This window comes from Nonomuraea sp. JJY05 (assembly GCF_043496855.1).
Taxonomy (GTDB): domain Bacteria; phylum Actinomycetota; class Actinomycetes; order Streptosporangiales; family Streptosporangiaceae; genus Nonomuraea.
The window spans coordinates 206,661-222,063 of record NZ_JBIEIS010000014.1 but is presented as its reverse complement, the minus strand read 5'-3'; the positions used below and the strand labels follow the sequence as shown (position 1 = coordinate 222,063).

General features: G+C 70.8%; 18 protein-coding genes. 6 read left to right on the top strand and 12 right to left on the bottom strand.

Translation table 11 applies throughout. From position 1 onward, the window contains the following. A partial coding sequence (locus ACFKCF_RS23960) for an alpha/beta fold hydrolase (RefSeq protein ID WP_394496804.1) occupies positions 1-1,522 on the bottom strand: 1,522 nt, incomplete at its 3' end. Further along, positions 1,519-2,118 carry a TetR/AcrR family transcriptional regulator gene (locus ACFKCF_RS23955; protein ID WP_394496802.1) on the bottom strand — a complete coding sequence of 200 codons (600 nt, stop codon included), beginning with the start codon at positions 2,116-2,118 and terminating at the stop codon, positions 1,519-1,521. The genes ACFKCF_RS23955 and ACFKCF_RS23960, both read right to left, overlap by 4 nt. Before the next feature lie 195 nt (positions 2,119-2,313). On the opposite strand from ACFKCF_RS23955, the gene ACFKCF_RS23950 reads away from it, so the two are divergent. Next, complete coding sequence (locus ACFKCF_RS23950; protein ID WP_394496801.1) at positions 2,314-3,405, top strand: LuxR C-terminal-related transcriptional regulator; 1,092 nt, start codon at positions 2,314-2,316, stop codon at positions 3,403-3,405. Here ACFKCF_RS23950 and ACFKCF_RS23945 read toward each other — a convergent pair. The 5 genes from ACFKCF_RS23945 to ACFKCF_RS23925 all read right to left on the bottom strand — a co-directional run bounded on the left by ACFKCF_RS23945 (position 3,333) and on the right by ACFKCF_RS23925 (position 7,162). Then, positions 3,333-3,617, bottom strand: coding sequence for a protealysin inhibitor emfourin (locus ACFKCF_RS23945; RefSeq protein ID WP_394496800.1), 285 nt, complete (start codon positions 3,615-3,617; stop codon positions 3,333-3,335). The genes ACFKCF_RS23950 and ACFKCF_RS23945 overlap by 73 nt on opposite strands. 56 nt (positions 3,618-3,673) lie before the next feature. Next, complete coding sequence (locus tag ACFKCF_RS23940; protein WP_394496798.1) at positions 3,674-5,143, bottom strand: hypothetical protein; 1,470 nt, start codon at positions 5,141-5,143, stop codon at positions 3,674-3,676. 118 nt (positions 5,144-5,261) lie between these two features. Beyond that, positions 5,262-5,870 (bottom strand): ABC transporter substrate-binding protein, encoded by a 609-nt coding sequence (locus tag ACFKCF_RS23935; protein WP_394496916.1) that lies wholly within the window; start codon positions 5,868-5,870, stop codon positions 5,262-5,264. Positions 5,871-5,918: 48 nt separating this feature from the next. Beyond that, on the bottom strand, positions 5,919-6,245 hold the full coding sequence (locus ACFKCF_RS23930) for an ATP-binding cassette domain-containing protein (RefSeq protein ID WP_394496796.1): 327 nt from the start codon (positions 6,243-6,245) through the stop codon (positions 5,919-5,921). Then, positions 6,242-7,162 (bottom strand): DUF6282 family protein, encoded by a 921-nt coding sequence (locus ACFKCF_RS23925; protein WP_394496794.1) that lies wholly within the window; start codon positions 7,160-7,162, stop codon positions 6,242-6,244. Before ACFKCF_RS23925 ends, ACFKCF_RS23930 begins: the two co-directional genes overlap by 4 nt. 345 nt (positions 7,163-7,507) lie before the next feature. Here ACFKCF_RS23925 and ACFKCF_RS23920 point away from each other — a divergent pair, with 345 nt between their 5' ends. The 4 genes from ACFKCF_RS23920 to ACFKCF_RS23905 all read left to right on the top strand — a co-directional run bounded on the left by ACFKCF_RS23920 (position 7,508) and on the right by ACFKCF_RS23905 (position 10,270). Then, a complete protein-coding gene (locus ACFKCF_RS23920; RefSeq protein WP_394496792.1) occupies positions 7,508-7,888 on the top strand; it encodes a peptidase inhibitor family I36 protein in 381 nt (126 codons plus the stop codon). A gap of 191 nt (positions 7,889-8,079) precedes the next feature. Beyond that, positions 8,080-9,021 carry a TIGR04222 domain-containing membrane protein gene (locus tag ACFKCF_RS23915; protein WP_394496790.1) on the top strand — a complete coding sequence of 314 codons (942 nt, stop codon included), beginning with the start codon at positions 8,080-8,082 and terminating at the stop codon, positions 9,019-9,021. Further along, positions 9,000-9,341, top strand: coding sequence for a hypothetical protein (locus ACFKCF_RS23910; RefSeq protein ID WP_394496788.1), 342 nt, complete (start codon positions 9,000-9,002; stop codon positions 9,339-9,341). The genes ACFKCF_RS23915 and ACFKCF_RS23910 overlap by 22 nt, the downstream gene beginning before the upstream one ends. A 110-nt stretch (positions 9,342-9,451) precedes the next feature. Then, a complete protein-coding gene (locus tag ACFKCF_RS23905; RefSeq protein WP_394496786.1) occupies positions 9,452-10,270 on the top strand; it encodes a hypothetical protein in 819 nt (272 codons plus the stop codon). A 93-nt stretch (positions 10,271-10,363) separates the two neighbouring features. Here ACFKCF_RS23905 and ACFKCF_RS23900 read toward each other — a convergent pair whose 3' ends face one another. Continuing rightward, positions 10,364-11,230 (bottom strand): GNAT family N-acetyltransferase, encoded by an 867-nt coding sequence (locus tag ACFKCF_RS23900; protein ID WP_394496785.1) that lies wholly within the window; start codon positions 11,228-11,230, stop codon positions 10,364-10,366. A gap of 86 nt (positions 11,231-11,316) precedes the next feature. Next, positions 11,317-11,754, bottom strand: a complete 438-nt coding sequence (locus tag ACFKCF_RS23895) for a MerR family transcriptional regulator (protein WP_394496783.1) — start codon at positions 11,752-11,754, stop codon at positions 11,317-11,319. Positions 11,755-11,792: 38 nt separating this feature from the next. Between ACFKCF_RS23895 and ACFKCF_RS23890 the strand changes: the two genes are divergently transcribed. Further along, on the top strand, positions 11,793-12,446 hold the full coding sequence (locus ACFKCF_RS23890) for a class I SAM-dependent methyltransferase (protein ID WP_394496782.1): 654 nt from the start codon (positions 11,793-11,795) through the stop codon (positions 12,444-12,446). Between the two features lie 185 nt (positions 12,447-12,631). On the opposite strand, the gene ACFKCF_RS23885 is transcribed toward ACFKCF_RS23890, so the two are convergent. From ACFKCF_RS23885 to ACFKCF_RS23875, 3 genes are all read right to left on the bottom strand, one after another. Next, positions 12,632-13,612, bottom strand: a complete 981-nt coding sequence (locus ACFKCF_RS23885) for a nucleotidyl transferase AbiEii/AbiGii toxin family protein (protein ID WP_394496780.1) — start codon at positions 13,610-13,612, stop codon at positions 12,632-12,634. Continuing rightward, positions 13,609-14,247, bottom strand: a complete 639-nt coding sequence (locus tag ACFKCF_RS23880; protein ID WP_394496778.1) for a hypothetical protein — start codon at positions 14,245-14,247, stop codon at positions 13,609-13,611. Before ACFKCF_RS23880 ends, ACFKCF_RS23885 begins: the two co-directional genes overlap by 4 nt. Before the next feature lie 228 nt (positions 14,248-14,475). Next, positions 14,476-15,330 (bottom strand): NAD(P)H-binding protein, encoded by an 855-nt coding sequence (locus ACFKCF_RS23875; RefSeq protein ID WP_394496777.1) that lies wholly within the window; start codon positions 15,328-15,330, stop codon positions 14,476-14,478. Positions 15,331-15,403 lie beyond the last annotated feature (73 nt).

Here is a 15,403-nt window from a genome sequence, read left to right as displayed (position 1 = left end):
CTGCGCCCCCGCCGCCCCCCCCCAGGTCCGCGACGCTGGACTCCAGCGCCTTGGCGTACGTCACGTCCCTGGTGAGCCGCTCCGCCAGTGCCTCAGGCCGTACCCGGCCGAGATACCACCGGCTGAGCCAGGCCCACCGCGCGGCGAGTCCGGCGCGCGGCTGGAGGAAGAACGGCGACACGAACGTGAGCCGGTCCACCAGGTCAGGATGGGCGACGGCGGCCTCCAGGGCGGCCGCCGCCCCCACCGAGTGCCCCACCAGGTGACGGGCACCGGTCTCAGCCACGAGCGCGACCAGCCAGCGCGACCAGTCCTCCCGCCGTCCCGCGCTCAGCCCCAGCCCGGGCAGGTCCACGACGCGGGCGTGACCCAGCGACTCGGCGGCCGGGCCCCAGGTGTCGGCGTTCACCGGCAGGCCAGGCAGCACCACGGTGGGCGCGTCCGGTTCGCCGAGTTCGAAGGTCCGGACCCCGCCGACCACGGTGAACCGCCGCCGGCCGGCGGGGGCGGCTCCGAACCGGTTGGCCGCCAGATGGTCGGCCCAGCGCAGGACGGACGTGGTGACGTCCGGCATGGCCAGGCCGTGCCGGGCGGCGAAGGCCTGCGCCGGTCCCGTGGGATAGCGGTCGTCCGAGAGGAACGTCAGGGTCTCCGGGTCGGCCTTGGTGAGCCACCGTGGCAGGCGCCTCAGCAGAGGCACCGGGATCCGCGTACGCGGCGCCCTGACCTGGTAGTGCTCCGCGACGCGGGTGAGCAGATCGGGCAGCGCGGGTGTGTCGTCGTCGAGCACCCAGTACGCGCTCCGCCCGGCCGCCTCGTCCAGCGGGAGCAGGGTCATGAACCGGGCGAGATGGTCGACCGTGACCACGGGTACGAACGTCGTGGCGTCGCCCGGCAGCGCCGGCATGGTGCCCTGCCAGATCTCCTTCACGCTCGACGCCAGGCCCAGTTGCTGGTCCGACTCGCCGGTGACGCTGTCACCGATCACGCTGGACGGGTTGACGACGGACCAGGGGACGCCGAGCCGGTCCGCGGTGGCCTGGAGCACGGCGTCCGCCTCGACCTTGGACGCCTCGTACGCCCCCAGCGCCTCGTACGTCTCCCGTCGCCGCTCGTCGCTCCAGGGCCGCGGATCCTGCCCGCCCACCCGGTACCCGGAGACGTGCACGAGGCGGCGCAGCCGGGGCAGCCCCGCCGCGAAGGCGACGATGGCGCGGACGCTGTCGACGTTGGCATGGCGGGCCTCGTCCGCCGGCATCCCGAACCGGTAGGCGCCGGCGCAGTTGTAGATCTCGGTGACGTCCGCCGCGTCGCCGTGGATCAGCGACGGCGTCTCGAAGTCGACCCGCAGATCGGCCGGAGCCTCGCCGTGCCCGTGCTCCTCCAGCCAGCGAACGAGCCGCCGGTACGACTCGGGGCTCCGGTTGGCCGTGCTCACGCGTACCCCGGACTGGCCGAGCGCGAGGATCAGATGGCGGCCGATGAGACCCGTCGCCCCGAACACCAGAGCGTGCCGGCTCATGACGACGGCTCCCCCGTCAGAGGGCGGTCCAGGATCGCGGCGATGACCTCGGCGGCGCAGCGCAGCGGCTCCGTCGACCGCTGCGCGCGTGACAGGATCATCGCCCCCTCGACCGTGCTGACCACAGCCGTCGCCAGCGTACGCGCGGCGGAGGCCGGACGTCCCTGGGCGGCGAGGTATTCGGCCATGGGGTCGATCCAGGAGCCGAAGGCGTTCGCGCAGGCGTCGCGGAGCCGCTCGCTCTGCGCGCCCATCTCCAGCGTGACCACCGAGACCGGGCAGCCCAGCTGGAAGTCGCTGTCCGTGAGCATCCCGCCCAGCACGTCGATCACGCGGCGGACCACGTCGCCCGGGCTGCCCGGCTCCAGCGCCGACCCGACCACGAGGGCGCGGAACCGATCGGCCGCGAGCTCGACGGCCTTCTCCCCGAGCGCCTCCTTCCCCTCGGGGAAGTGGAAGTACAGCGACCCCTTGGGGGCGCGGGCGTGCTCCACCACGGTGTTGAGGCCCGTGCCGCTGTAGCCGCGGGCCTGGATCAGTTCGAGCATCGACTCGACCAGCCGTGCGCTGGTCTGGGCGCCTTTGGTGCCAATCATCCCGAGATAATAGACCGGTCTATCTATTTTTTCCACATCTCCTCACCTCCCGCTGACCGTCCCCCGCGACACGGCCGGCCGAGGTGCGCGGCGGCGCAGGCGTCGCGGAACAAGCCGCTGACAGCCGGCGGCGACGATCCAGTGGCCGGGCGAGGTCGATCTGCCCTCCGCCGAGGTGTTCCGCGGGAGTTCGGTGTGTCAGGGGCGGCCGAGGCCGGCGTCGCGGGCGCGGATGATGGCCTCGGCGACCCGCGGGCACGAGCGCGGGGATACTACATGCGCGGGTTCCTGGCCGTGCTGCAGTCCGATCCGGCCGCCGCCCGTCCGGCACTCGAACGGGCGGTGGCGGCCGCGCGGGAGGCCGACCTGCGTTGCCTGCTGTCGCAGTCGTTCTCCCTCGCCGCGATCGCCGCGAACATGGCCGGCGACCACACCTCCACCAGGCGCCTGTCCGAGGAGGCCCACGATCTCGCGGCGGACCTAGACGACCTGCCTGCCACACTCATGGCGCTGCAGTCGCGAGCGCTGATCGGCCTGTCCGACGGCGATCTCGACACCGTCCGAGCCGCGGCGTCGCAGGGCGTGCGGCTCAGCCGGGAGGCGGGCGACCTCTACAGCCTCGGCATGATGCTGCTGAACCTCGGCTCCGCCATGCTGATGGCCGGCGAACTCGACGAGTCGAAGCCGCTGTTCACGGAGGCGTTGCGGCTCGCCCACCTGATCGACGACCGGGTGGCGCAGTACTGCCTGCTCGACGCCCTGGGCTGCCACGCGGCGGGCTCCGGCCGGGCGCGGCTCGCCGCGCGGCTGCTCGGCGCGGCGGAGACCGTACGCTCGGGCGCCGGCGCGAGCATCCAGCCGTTCCTCATCCGGCTGGTCGCCCGGGCCGAGGAGGCGGTGACGTCGACGCTCGGCGAGCCCGGCTTCAAGGCCGAGTACGAGGCCGGCGGGCGCCTGAGCCGGGACGTCGCGGTCAGGCTGGCGCTCGGTGAGCCGGCTCCCGCCGCCCGGGCCACCCCCGCCGCCGACGCGGGGCCGCTCGCGAAGCGGGAGGCGGAGGTCGCCCGGCTGGTCGCCGACGGGCTGAGCAACAAGCGGATCGCGGCCCGCCTGTTCATCTCCGAGCACACCGTCGACAGCCACGTCCGCAACATCCTGAACAAGCTCGGTTTCAACTCGCGGGCGCAGATCGCGGCCTGGATGGCGGCCTCCGGTCAGGCGGACGGGCGCAGCAGTACGGCCAGCGGGTCCGCCACCTTCGACGAAGGGTCGTCGGACACCGTGTAGACCCGTCCCGCGCCGTTCCCGACGGTGATCCGGTAGTTCATCAGGTCGGCGCCCACCTCCCCGGACCCGCCTGCGGCCGCGGCGGCGTCCACCGCGGACAGCGCCTCGTACACCTTGGCGGCCTGCTGGTCGGGGAGGTCGTCGGTGTCGTACTCGGCGACGTTCTCCTCGATGCCGGCGAAGCCGCCGGTTCTCTCGATCTTCACACGCATGTCTGACTCCCCCTGCCGCACCGCACGATACGGCGAGGTTCTCGCCGGGTCGGTGGTTACTTGAACGCCTTCTTCAGCGCGCTCAGTTCCGTGGCGAGGATGTCGTCGTCGTGCAGCTCGCCCTTGGTCGTCAGCCTGCCGGCGTCGATCACCTGGAACTCCGGCAGCTGCATGGTGCCGCAGCAGGTCGAACGGTCCTGCACGGCGCGCAGGCTGGCCGACGACGCGTCGGCGGGCTTGACGTTGGTGACGTCCTTCGCGGTCTTGCCGTCGCCGGTGTAGTCGGCGTTCATGAAGTCCATCTCGCCGGAGAGCATCTCGGAGAACGGCGTGGGCGACGCCACCACCTCGCGGAAGGCGAACCGGTTGCGGATGAAGGTGCGGTAGATGTTGGGATCGCCCTGGGCGGCCGAGATCTGCAGCATCTGGTTGACGACGTCCGTGTAGGTGGCCTTGGCCGCGGGCGCCTTCACGATCGCCTGGAACAGCAGCCTGCACAGCTGGTTCGCGACCTCCATGAGGATCACGGTGGGGCTCTTGAGCGCGCCCTGCCTGGTGCGTTCGAACGCGTAGATGTCGGCGAGCACATCGTAGATGCCACCGGTGAACACCTGCGAGATCGCGTGCACCTCGTTGCTGACCTCGCTCAGCTTGAGGTCGTTGTCGGCGTTGCGCAGGCCGAACGGCCGGCCGAGTGCCTGCCCGAACTGCTCGGCCAGGGCCGACAGGAACGACGTGGCGTGCAGGTTGGCCTTGGTGAGCGCGACGAGCGCCTCGGCCTGGTCCGGCTGCGCCAGCGTCATGAAGACGGCGGTCAGGTCGCCGAACGACTCGTGCAGGCCGCCGGTCTGCGGCGGGTTGTCCGCGGCGAGCCAGCCCGGCTTGAGCCCGTCGAGGATCGCGTGGCCGGTCTCGTGCGCGACGATGTCCAGCGAGCGGCAGGTGAAGACCTGCTGCGTGGTGCCGGTCGGCGTGAAGAAGAGGAACTTCAGCGCCTTGGCCGTCCTGCTGTAGAACGCGTTGGCCCCGACCGCGGCGCGCGGGAAGACGGTGAGCCGGTCGAGGTTTCCGCCGGTGTTCCACGCGAACGGGATGGGCGTGCCGCCGGTGTGGCGCTCGTACATGGTCAGCGTCTCCCGGACGACCGCGTAGGTGTGCGAGCAGTCGAACTCCGGCGAGTTGGGGACGAAGATGAAGTCACCGTTGACGCTGCGGGCCACGGGCGTGGTGCCGGGCAGCTGGGTGACGATCCGGGCGTCGGTGGGCCCGTTGAGCACCGGGCTGGGGACGAAGATCGGCCTGACGCCGAGTTCGGCGACGGTGGGGTCCTGCTTGTAGACGAGAATCCGGGGGCCGACGATCGGCGGGATCGGGATGGGCACCGGGGCCGGGGCCGCGCGCTGAACGGGCGCGGATTCGACGGTGAACGGCGGCTGCAGCAGCTGCTTCGTCGTGTCGGCCACGGCCGTTCCGGCGACCGCGCGGCCCTCAGGGACGCTCTTCTCCCGCACTTCCTGAATGATCATCTGATCTCCACTCCCCGTAACTCGGGCGCGGCGACAATTTGGACGCGCCTATCGAGTCGTGCCCGGACTCGGATAATCACGTGCACATGGGAAATCAAAGGTTCGATCGGACGCCCTGCTAGGGCGTCCGCAGCCCGGGTGGCACGATCTTCTCGTACGCGGGGAGGTGCTTGACCAGGCCGGTCGCGCGGTGGAAGGCGATGGCCGTGTCGAAGGAGGCCCGCGTGAAGCCGATGATCTCCGGTATCTCCGTACGCATGAGACCCGGCAGCTCGGTCAGCGCCTTCGGGTCGATGCCCTTGAGGTAGACGGTCAGCAGCCGCGTGATCTCGACGGGGTCGGCCTGGTGGATGAAGCGCTGGGCGCGTTCGAGCGCGGCCTGGAAGGCGGCCACCTCCTTGGGTTTCTTGTCGATGATCCGCTGGGTGGTGAACACGACGCCGTGCGCGGTCCGTTCCAGGCCGGGCACGTCACCGGCGGCGGGCGAGATGTAGCGGGTGCCGATGCCGGCGGCGGCCGCCTGCTGGGCGATCGGCTGGAAGAAGGCGAGGGCGTCCACCCGTCCGGCCTTGAGCGCGCCGAGCGCCGAGGCGGTGCTGCCGAGGTTGACCAGCTCGCAGTCGGTGGCGGAGTCCATGCCGACCTTGGCGAACAGGTAGGTGACCAGCGCCTCGGTCCCACTGCCCGGCCCGGTGATGCCGATCTTCTTGCCGCGCAGGGCGCGGATGCGCTGGTCGAGCGGGCGGCGTCGTCGAGCTGCGTCGGGCGCAGCCGGTCACGGCCAGGACGACTGGGTGAGGTAGCCCAGCTGTGTACGTGGGCCGGAGACCGGCTCGCCCCGGTAGGCGACCGAGCCCGCGGTGGGCGTGGTGAGACCGGCCATCAGGTTGAGCATCGTCGACTTGCCGCAGCCGCTGCGGCCGAGCACGCTGACGAAGCTGCCCTCCGCGATCTCCAGGTCGAAGTCGCGCAGCGCCACGATGCCGACGTCGCCCTCGACGAACTGCTTGGCGAGCCCGCTCACCTTGATCACCGGGCCGCTCGTTCTGATCGCCTTGGTCACCGGGCCGCTCATTCCGGCCTCGCCGATCGGGCCGCTCATTCCGCGCCTGCCAGTCGCCGGGAGTTGTCGACGGCCATGGTCCGGATGTCCTTCTCGGTGAAGCCCTCGGCGAGCAGCCGGTCGGCCAGCAGGGCGAGACCGTCCTCCACGGGCGGGTTGAACGGCTGGCCGAGGTCGCTGGAGAGCACCGAGTGCTCGGGACCCACGGCGCTGATGTGCTCGAACCACCTCTCCCAGGAGACCTTGCCGGAGTGCGGCGTGGTGAAGCAGCGTTCGAGCAGGGCGCCCTTGGCCGCGAGCGCCCGCTGCCGGTCGATCGCGATCCGCTGGGAGGTGAACTCCGGATGGGTGATCACGATGCGGCGGACGCCCTCCTCGGCGGCCGCGTCCACCACGGCGTCGATCTCGTCCGCGCTGAGGTGGCCGGTGGCGAGCGTCATGTCGTGCCCGGCGATCAACCGCAGCACCTGCCGGGTGCGCTCCAGCACGGCACCCCCGGCTCCCACGACGTCCACCGGGTCGGCCGCCATCCCCGCCTCCCGCAGCTCGGCCTGCAACCGGGCCCACATGGGCGGCGTGGCCCCCTCGGGGTCGGCGGCCGTGCAGGCCCGCTGGTTGGCGCTGTCGACGGTGGGCAGCCACACGACCTGCGCGCCGCCGCGGGCGGCGATCTCGACGGCGACGGGGTTCATGCCGCCCACGGAGGCGTTCAGGGTGATCGCACCGACCGCGCCGAATCCGGGCACCGCCGCGCGCACCACCGCGGCCCGCTCCGTCGTCGGGACGTAGTGCGACTTGAGCACGAACCCGGCCAGCCCCACCTCCGCGAAGCGCCCCGCCAGGGTGAGGTCGTCTATCCGCCTGCGCATCACATCGGGTGCCACGTGGACATGGATGTCGTAGGCGTCCGCGACGAGCTCACGGGCTCGGGCGGAGGGCTTGGGATGGTCCGCCATACGTGGTCCCCCAAGTTGTCGGTCAGCTTGAGAAAAGGATTGTTTACAATATCGGCGACGACCGTCAAGAGCTTGCTTCGCAACGCCTTGATCAAGGGCCGAGGTTGGGACGGGATGTCATCACGCGTAGGGCGAGCGGCTCAGATTGTCAACAATTTGGTGCCGGAAATCGCGTGATGGCGCCGCGCTCGACCTGTCGCTATGGCGCGACCGCCATTTCTTGCCGACCACGAGTCCGGATCTTGTAGCCGCCAGGTAGACGCGCTGTGTATCGGATCTGTTACACCCTGTGATGGAGCCGCTCTGGAAGCCCTCCAGGCTGCACCGACACAAGGAGAAACCGTAATGAAGTCGACGACACGCGGCCTGCGCATCGCCTCGATTACCGGCACCGTCGCCCTCGCCATCCTGGCTTGCGCCGCCCCCGCCACGGCGGCGGCCCCACCCGTCTCCGCATCGGCCCGGGCCGGCGACATCTGCCTGTACAGCGGACGGGACTACAGCGGCGCGTCGTGGTGCTGGAACCCTGGCAACGGCTACGTGGACGTACCACCGGCCCTGCACGACAACGTGGGCTCCTTCATCGCGCACGCCGACGGATGTTTCATCAACTGGATCCACGTCCCCGACCGCAAGGAGACCCGCGTCGTCCGGGACGGCGACTACCGCAGGGTTTACAAGGACGACTTCGGCGGCAAGATCGACGCCGTGGCGCCCCGCTGCTGACGCCCTGAGCCGAATCGGACACGGCGGGCCCCGGACGCACGCGGCGCGAAGGGGCCCGCCTTGCGCGGCTCATCCCTGTGGCGAGATGGGTCGAACTTCGGCGGAATTAAATGAGCAAAACGAAACCTTTACCGCCTCCGTACGCGTCTCTCAGGTAACCAGCCTGATCGGCTGCACGGAGGGAGGCCGTAATGGACCTTGTCCTGCTGATTCTCTCGGTGGCCCTGGCGGCGATCGCCGTCACCATCGCCTTCGCGATCAAACGCGAGCACGCCGCCACCCGGGCGGCCGCGGCCGGATCGCGCGCTCGCGACCTCAATCATTACGAACTCGCCTATCTGGCGGGCGGGTCCGAAAAAGTGGTCGACACGGCCATCACGCTCCTGGCCGAAAACGGAGAGCTGCGCGTGTCACGGGGGCCGCGCTTCTACACCGTTTCCAAGAGAACCACCGGTGACGACCCCGTCGAGCGGGAGACTCTGACCGCCGTCGCGCAGAACGACGGCCCGTCGAGGTTCCTGGTGAGCCGTGCCGTGAATGGTGGCCCGGCCATGAGGGAGCTGGAGCACCGCGTCGCCGAGCTGGGCCTGATCCTGGCCGACGCCCGTCTCACCCGGCTCACGCGGCTGGCCCGCGGGCTGTGGGTGATCTCCGTCCTGGCGATCGCCGGGGTCGTCGCAGGGGCGGTCGTACTCGCCACAAGCCCGACGCTGTTCTCGCTGCTCGCCGTCCTCGTCCTGGTGGCCACCGGGATCGGCGCGGTGGTCACGCTCGCCGGCGACAGGAAGTTCCGGCGGGGCAGGCTCACGGCCGACGGTGCGGCGGAGCTGGGCCGGGTCCGGAAAGCGCACCCCGCGGGCTCGGGAAACGGGCCGGTGTACATCGCGCTGTACGGCCATTGGGCGCTGCGCGACTCGGACCTGAGCAGGGCGCTGGACACCTACGTCCCGCGGACCGCGCCTCGACGCAGACCGCGCTCGACGTCCAGCAGCAGCAGCGGCAGCAGCGGTGGCGCCTATTACAGTGGTTGCGGCGGATCGGCCCACAGCGGGTCGGGCTGCGGCAGCGGCTCCTCGGGCTGCGGCGGCGGGTCCGGCTGCGGAGGCGGCGGTTGCGGGGGCGGCGGGAGCTGACAACTCGAACAGGCCTTCCCTGGCCGGCCGGACTCGCCGCCGCCCTGACACCGCTCCTGATCGGCGTCCTGGCCGTCCGGCACTGGGCCACGACAGGTCCGCTCGGCCGCGACGGGCTCTGGGTGGTCACGGGCATCCTCGGCTTCTTCGTCGTGCTCGACGCGCTCGTCGGACTCGGCGGCCGCTACGACCTCGCGGTCAGTGCCGCGCTGACGGCTCTGGCCCTGGCCTGGCGGCACCGCCGTGTCCGCGCCGGGCGGACGGGCTCAGCCCGTCGCCTCGGCATCGGACCGGACCGCCTCCCACGGTCTCCTCAATAGGTCCCGTTGCGGGCGGCCTTTACCGCGGCACTATTTGCGGGCGCTCGCGCGGGGCGTACGTTTTGCTGACCCGACCGTCTTTGGAACGGTCCGGCAAGAGGACGAGGTCGATGGAGCCCTATCAGTTCTTCACCCCCATTCCCGCCGCCACGGCCGACCGCGACACCGTGAAGGGGTGGTTCTTCCAGCGGAAGGTGCAGGTCAGCGCCCTCTGCGCCGGCCACACCCCGAGGTCGGGCTTCAGCCTGGACAGCATGGAGGCGCTGAGGAGCAAACTCACGGCCTACGAGAGCAGGGTCGGCTTGAACACGATGACCCCCGCCGCCGCGATCACCCAGTTCCAGCAGTGGCTGGGCGACTACGGCGACAACGGAGCCTGGCAGTTCTACGTCGACGACCAGACCCGCAAGGACGGCGTCGAGCGGGAGCGCCAGCGGGTCGCGGCCGAGGCGAGGAAGGTCAGTGAGGCCGAGGCCGAGGCCCGTGCCACGGCCAAGGGCATCTGCGACCAACACCCCGGGGGGCTGCTGAGCAGCAGAGAGGGCGAGACAAAAGTGGGACGAGTCGTCTGCGGCATGGCCGTGATCGGCTCACCCGGCGCGGCCTACGAGGGCTTCAGCGGCCAGGACCTGCACCGGTACGCGACCACCTCTCTCATCACCGAGCTGGTCCGCGGCATCACGCAGTCGGAGAAGTGGCCGCCGGAGTCGTGCGCCGAGGTGGACGCGCTCAAGCGCTGGCTGAACGGCCCCGGCGCCGGCATCAGCTCGGTCGAGAAGATCCCCGGGGATACCTTCGTCTTCCACGCTCGGGTGTGGCACCCCGGGGGCAAGTGGGGCGGTAAGGAGTCCTCGCCGGGCTGGAAGGACCGCGGCGCCTGCGTCTACTGCCAGAACTGGATCAAGCGCATCGGCGCCAGGAGCGTGTGAGCCCCGGGGCGGGGCGGGCGACCCGCGCGTGCCGCCCGCCGCAGACCCCGTCAGCGGGTACGTCCCTGCTGGCAACGCTCGTGGTCAATGCGCCTAGGCGTCCCGGTATTTGTCCCGGACCTCGGCGAGTGGCTGGAAGCCGGCTGACCTGTAGGTGGCGACGGCGCCGACATTGGAGCTGGGGGTGCAGACGATCGCGCTCGACGAGCCCAGCTCCTGGAGCGCGGCGGCCGCGGCGACGGTGATCGCCTTGCCGTAGCCGTGACGGCGATGTTCCCGGTGCACGCCCATCGGCTCGATCAAGCCGGGCCTACCCGGACCGGCCGACCACACCGTCACCACCGCCACCGCGTCGCCCCGGTCGTCGTACGCGGCCAGACACCGCGCGTCGGCGTACGGCAGTCCGGCCGCCATCGCGTGCCAGCGCCCGTCCGTGAACGTCGACCCGTCGAACGATGCCCGCAGCACGGCGGCCCACGCGTGCGCCTGCCCCGGGCCGGTCACCTCGATCCGCACGCCTGGGTCCTTCACAGGTTCCGTGAGGTCGCGGCGCAGCGGCGTCCACGGCTCGTCGGCCTTCCAGCCCTCCTTGGACAGCAGATCCTGGACCAGGGCGGACACGGGCGCTTCGACGTTCACCTTCCCCTCGATCAGCACGCCGCGCTCCGGCTCGGCCACGTCCTCGACCAGCTGCTGGGCCAGCTCCTCGTCCCGGTGGGCGTCCGGCGCGATCGTCAGCCGCAACAGGTCGGGCTGGTCCAGCATCCCGACGGCGAGAATCCGGCCGTCCCGGCTCCACGTCCGGACCGCCCCGGCCGTCGCCTCCGCACCGAACCGCCAGAACCAGCCCAGGTCCCCGGGATGCAGTTGCATCGGCGCCCCCTCGTGCTGCCACTCCCGCAGCACGCCCACAACCTCGCCCAGCCCGCCGGTTCCCGGCTCACCCAACACGATTGCCATGCTCCCGATCACACACCACCGCCTCAGCAGTCCGCACCTGGTTTCCGGCCGCGCCGGCGGTGAGGGCGCCTGTCTCGACGGCAAGGTCAGCGAGAATGAGCCTCTTCGTGAGCCTCTTCGAGAGAACAACCCGCCAGGAGCGCCGCGACCCCCGTGGCGAAGTTGGAGCACTCGAAGATGTCCTTGTGCGGGCAGGCCAGGCCATGGGCGATGGCGGTGCGTGCGACCTGGGCCTGGGCGATCCGTTGATCCAGCTCGGCGAGCTTGCGTCGGTACAGCTCCCGCCAACCGTCGCCGGCCGGCGAACGAGATGCGATGAACGCTTTGACCTCGCGCAACGTGAACCCGACATCTCGCAGCAACAACACCACACCGACCAGCTCCACCGCCGATGGCGGGTAACGCCGTTGGCCTGAGACCCGGGCCGGCGCCGGTAGCAGGCCCAGCTCCTCCCAGTAGCGCAGAGCGGAGGTGGCGACGCCCGTGCGGCTCGCCAGCTCACCGATCGTCAGCTGCTCATCCATTTGACTTCAAGCGTACTTGAAGCCGTTGACTGGCGATCATGCAGACAGCAGGTACCTCTCTCAAGCAACGCGCGATCAGAGAATTGGTGCGCCAGGCCCACCAGCCCCGGGGCATCGTCGGGTGGGCGGTCGGCCGGATGTTCGCCCATCGCCCCTCCAACCGCAAGCGCAACATCTGGGCGGTGTCGTTGCTGGACGTACAGCCGGCCGACCGGGTGCTCGAGATCGGCTTCGGTCCCGGTGTCGCCATCGCCGAGTTCGCCCGCCGCGCCACCCGGGGCCAGGTCTTCGGCATCGACCACTCGCAGGCCATGGTCCGGCAGGCCGCCCGCCGCAACGCCGCCGCCGTCCGCGCCCACCGCGTGCACCTCACGCACGCCTCCGTGGAGCGGCTGCCGAGCTTCGGCGATCCGCTCGATGCCATCCTCGCCGTCAACTCCGTGGGGTTCTGGCCCGATCCGGTGAAGCGGCTTCGCGAGCTGCGCCGCCTGCTCCGCCCCGCAGGACGCATCGCGCTCGTCAGCCAGCCCCGCTGCCCCGGTGCCACCCGGGACACCACGGCCCGAGCCGCCCAGGAGCTCCAGGACCTGCTCACCCAGGCCGGCTTCACCCGGCTCCGGGTGGAGACCCTCGAGCTCGACCCGCCCGTTGCCTGCGTGCTCGCCGACAATCCGACCGGCACGCCGTCATGACCAAGCGGTTTCAGCGTCAGCCAGCTCGTCCTGCTGGTGATGGCCGAGCTGTCCGACTTACCGTCGGGCCGACCTTCAGCGAGGCGGCTACCACCGTGACGCCGACGGGTGCGCCGCAACGCCGCCTCCTTGTCGGCCTGGCCGTCCGGCAGCGCGGCCGGGCAGGTTCGTGCCCGAGAACGTCCTCACCGCCTGACGAAAGTCGGGGTCAGCGCGTGCGCCAGCCGCCTCTTCCAGACCTGCGCCTGGCCCTGGACCTGCGGATACTCGACCTGGAACTCAGCCCAGTCCACGTCCCAGCGCCGAATCGCGTCCACGTCGAACGCCGCTGCCTCCCGCTCGCCCAGCGCCTCCCGCAGAACCTGCCGGAGCAGCTCATCGGGCAGCGTGACACGTTCGGCCAGCAGTACGGCGTCGTACAGGTCCTTGCCCTGCGCCCAGATGTCGGAGGCCAGCCAGAGGATCTTCCAGGCCAGCGACAGCTCGGGGGTGACGGCCTGGACGAGGGTCGGCTCGCCGCCGCCCGCTCGCGGGATCAGCGCCGTGACAGGCGGGACCGGCAGCCGCTCGTTGAAGACGAAGTCGAGCTGAACGGTCCCTGACGGCAGGCCCTCGGCACGCCAGGTGAAGACCAGGCGCTGCCCCGGAGTGCGATCGTAGGTCCAGATGTCGTCGACGCGGATGCCGGTGGCGTCGACGGTCACCGTGCCGGACGCCTCCGGCTCGTCCGCCACGGCGCCGATGAGCCCCTTGAACATCTCTGCCGTGAACGAGCTCTCGAGTTCGATGTCATGCGGCACCACCACCCAGTCGAGGTCGCCCGGATCCCGGGCCTCCTCCCCGATCCACGCCTCCAGCAACAGGCTGCCGCGCAGCACGAGGTTCTCGGACCAGGGCGATCCCGCGACGATCCCGACCAGGTGGTCGATCGCCTCCCGCCGCGCCCGCCGCCAGCGCCGTCCGGTCTCCTCGTCCTCGAAGGACGGCTCTCCGGCACGGAAGGCGTGATCGAACTGCTTCAGCGCCGGATCGAAGATCCGCGGCTGGCGAACGCCGTCACCGCGGGTGAGAGGCAAGTACGTCACCGGAATGTCGGGGGATTCCTGCGCCGGCATGTCGTACCGGTCGGACCCGGGCTGCTTCTTCTGCTTCCGTCGCGACGTCATCGTTCCTCGATCCAGCCGTTGTCGATGCCGGGGTTGTCGTCGTGCACCACGAATTCCTGCTCGGCTTCGAGCACCGCGAAGCCGGTCGAGCCAAGCTCCGCCAGAAGTGCGTCGAACCGCCGCCGCGCCTCGGGCAGGCCGACCTTCCTGCAGCGCTGCGTCACGAACCGCTCGTGGGAGCCGTCGCCACGCAGCCGCCTGGCGTTCCGCGACACGTGCGCCGAATGGCGATCGGCGACCATGGCCAGGGCCGCCGAGTCGTCGCGCAGCACCACCTTGGCGTGGTGCTCGAAATAGCACGCGGCCAGTTCCGCGGCCGCCTGCGCGGTCGCCGGCACGTCGTCGTTCCACGGCGCGGCCTCGATCTTGACCCGGACGACCTCGAAGCCCTCGTCACGCAGCCGGTCCACGCTGATCGCGGCGGCGGTCCGCTGGCCGGTGAGGGTGCCGCGGCCGGTGAAGGTGAGCATGGGCTGAGAAGGGACCTCGCCGCGGGCGAGCACGATGTGGGTGAGCTTTCCGCCGTTACGAGCCGCCCAGGGCGCCAGGCGCTCGAATGCGGTGCCGGCCGCGACGGTCACGTGAATGTCGAAGACACCTGCGAACTCCGGGCCGGACGGCGGTCGTTTCCCCATGACCGCACATCGTTCCATCGGGCGGCGCCCGCTTCGACCAGTTTTCTCCTCGGTTGATGCGGGACTGGCAGGCAGAACCCGTGCACGGGGCAGGCCTGGAAGGTCCGGTCGCGCTCGCCTGCTACACCGAGGTGCTCGGTTTCATCAAGAAGCACGCCATCCCGCTGGGCGAGGCGGGGCGCAGTGGCTGACGGTCGTCTCACCGGAGGCCCCCGAGGCAGACGTGGATCAGGTGGTTCGGAAGGCGTCGGCGTTGCGGGCGCACCAGACGGCGAAGGTGCGGGGCTTGCGCTGAAGCAGGCGCTCCACGGTGTCGGTGCGGAATCCGGCGGTGTCGGCGCGCATGAGGTGGAACCCCTCGATGATGGCCTCGGCCAGCGCCGGAGGCGCCCCGTTGGGGAAACGGGAGGCGACGGCCTCCTCTGCGGTGGTCACTGCCCGGACCGCGATCTCCCGGCCGGCCGCCCCGGCCAGGAGCTTGACCTGTTCCGTGATGGTGAACAGCTCCTCGCCGGTCAGGACGTACTCGTGGCCCTGGTGGCCGTCACCGGTCAGGGCCAGGGCGGCGACGGCGGCGATGTCGGCGGGATCGATCGGCGCGTATCGGCCGGGGCCGACGGGATCGAGGACATAGCCCGCCTCGCGGATGGTGGGCAGCCAGTCGAAGGCGTTGGTCATGAAGCCGCCGGGCCGCAGGAAGGTGGCCGGGATGCCGGAGGCCCGGATGGCCTGCTCGCGTTCGTGGTGCCAGCGGCCCATGGCGGGCATGGGGTCGCCGAGCACGTTGAACGAGGACAGGTGGACGATGTGGCGCACCCCGGCGGACCGGGCGGCGGCGACGGCGTGCCGGGTGTGGTCGAGGCCGATGCCGGGGGTGAGCAGGAACAGCCGGTCGACTCCGGCGAAGGCGGGCGGCAGCGTCGCCGGGTCGCTCAGGTCCGCCACGACCCGTTCGGCCCGCCGGGGCAAGGTGGCGGCGCGGGCCTGGTCGCGCACCAGGACGCGGAACGGCACGCCGGTCCCGTCCAGCTCGCGGACGAGCTCGCGGCCGACGTTCCCGGTGGCACCGGTGACCAGTATCATGAGAACCCCCAAGTCGTGTACCGGTTAATGATCGAGGGGAACGTTAACCGGTACACGATCTGCTGTCAATCGC

Excerpts from the sequence above, each read along its gene's own strand:
- ACFKCF_RS23955 (WP_394496802.1), bottom strand. The coding sequence starts at position 2,118 with ATGATTGGCACCAAAGGCGCCCAGACCAGCGCACGGCTGGTCGAGTCG.
- ACFKCF_RS23945 (WP_394496800.1), bottom strand. The coding sequence starts at position 3,617 with ATGCGTGTGAAGATCGAGAGAACCGGCGGCTTCGCCGGCATCGAGGAG.
- ACFKCF_RS23940 (WP_394496798.1), bottom strand. The coding sequence starts at position 5,143 with ATGATCATTCAGGAAGTGCGGGAGAAGAGCGTCCCTGAGGGCCGCGCG.
- ACFKCF_RS23930 (WP_394496796.1), bottom strand. The coding sequence starts at position 6,245 with ATGAGCGGCCCGATCGGCGAGGCCGGAATGAGCGGCCCGGTGACCAAG.
- ACFKCF_RS23925 (WP_394496794.1), bottom strand. The coding sequence starts at position 7,162 with ATGGCGGACCATCCCAAGCCCTCCGCCCGAGCCCGTGAGCTCGTCGCG.
- ACFKCF_RS23920 (WP_394496792.1), top strand. The coding sequence starts at position 7,508 with ATGAAGTCGACGACACGCGGCCTGCGCATCGCCTCGATTACCGGCACC.
- ACFKCF_RS23915 (WP_394496790.1), top strand. The coding sequence starts at position 8,080 with ATGGACCTTGTCCTGCTGATTCTCTCGGTGGCCCTGGCGGCGATCGCC.
- ACFKCF_RS23905 (WP_394496786.1), top strand. The coding sequence starts at position 9,452 with ATGGAGCCCTATCAGTTCTTCACCCCCATTCCCGCCGCCACGGCCGAC.
- ACFKCF_RS23900 (WP_394496785.1), bottom strand. The coding sequence starts at position 11,230 with ATGGCAATCGTGTTGGGTGAGCCGGGAACCGGCGGGCTGGGCGAGGTT.
- ACFKCF_RS23895 (WP_394496783.1), bottom strand. The coding sequence starts at position 11,754 with ATGGATGAGCAGCTGACGATCGGTGAGCTGGCGAGCCGCACGGGCGTC.
- ACFKCF_RS23890 (WP_394496782.1), top strand. The coding sequence starts at position 11,793 with ATGCAGACAGCAGGTACCTCTCTCAAGCAACGCGCGATCAGAGAATTG.
- ACFKCF_RS23885 (WP_394496780.1), bottom strand. The coding sequence starts at position 13,612 with ATGACGTCGCGACGGAAGCAGAAGAAGCAGCCCGGGTCCGACCGGTAC.
- ACFKCF_RS23880 (WP_394496778.1), bottom strand. The coding sequence starts at position 14,247 with ATGGGGAAACGACCGCCGTCCGGCCCGGAGTTCGCAGGTGTCTTCGAC.
- ACFKCF_RS23875 (WP_394496777.1), bottom strand. The coding sequence starts at position 15,330 with ATGATACTGGTCACCGGTGCCACCGGGAACGTCGGCCGCGAGCTCGTC.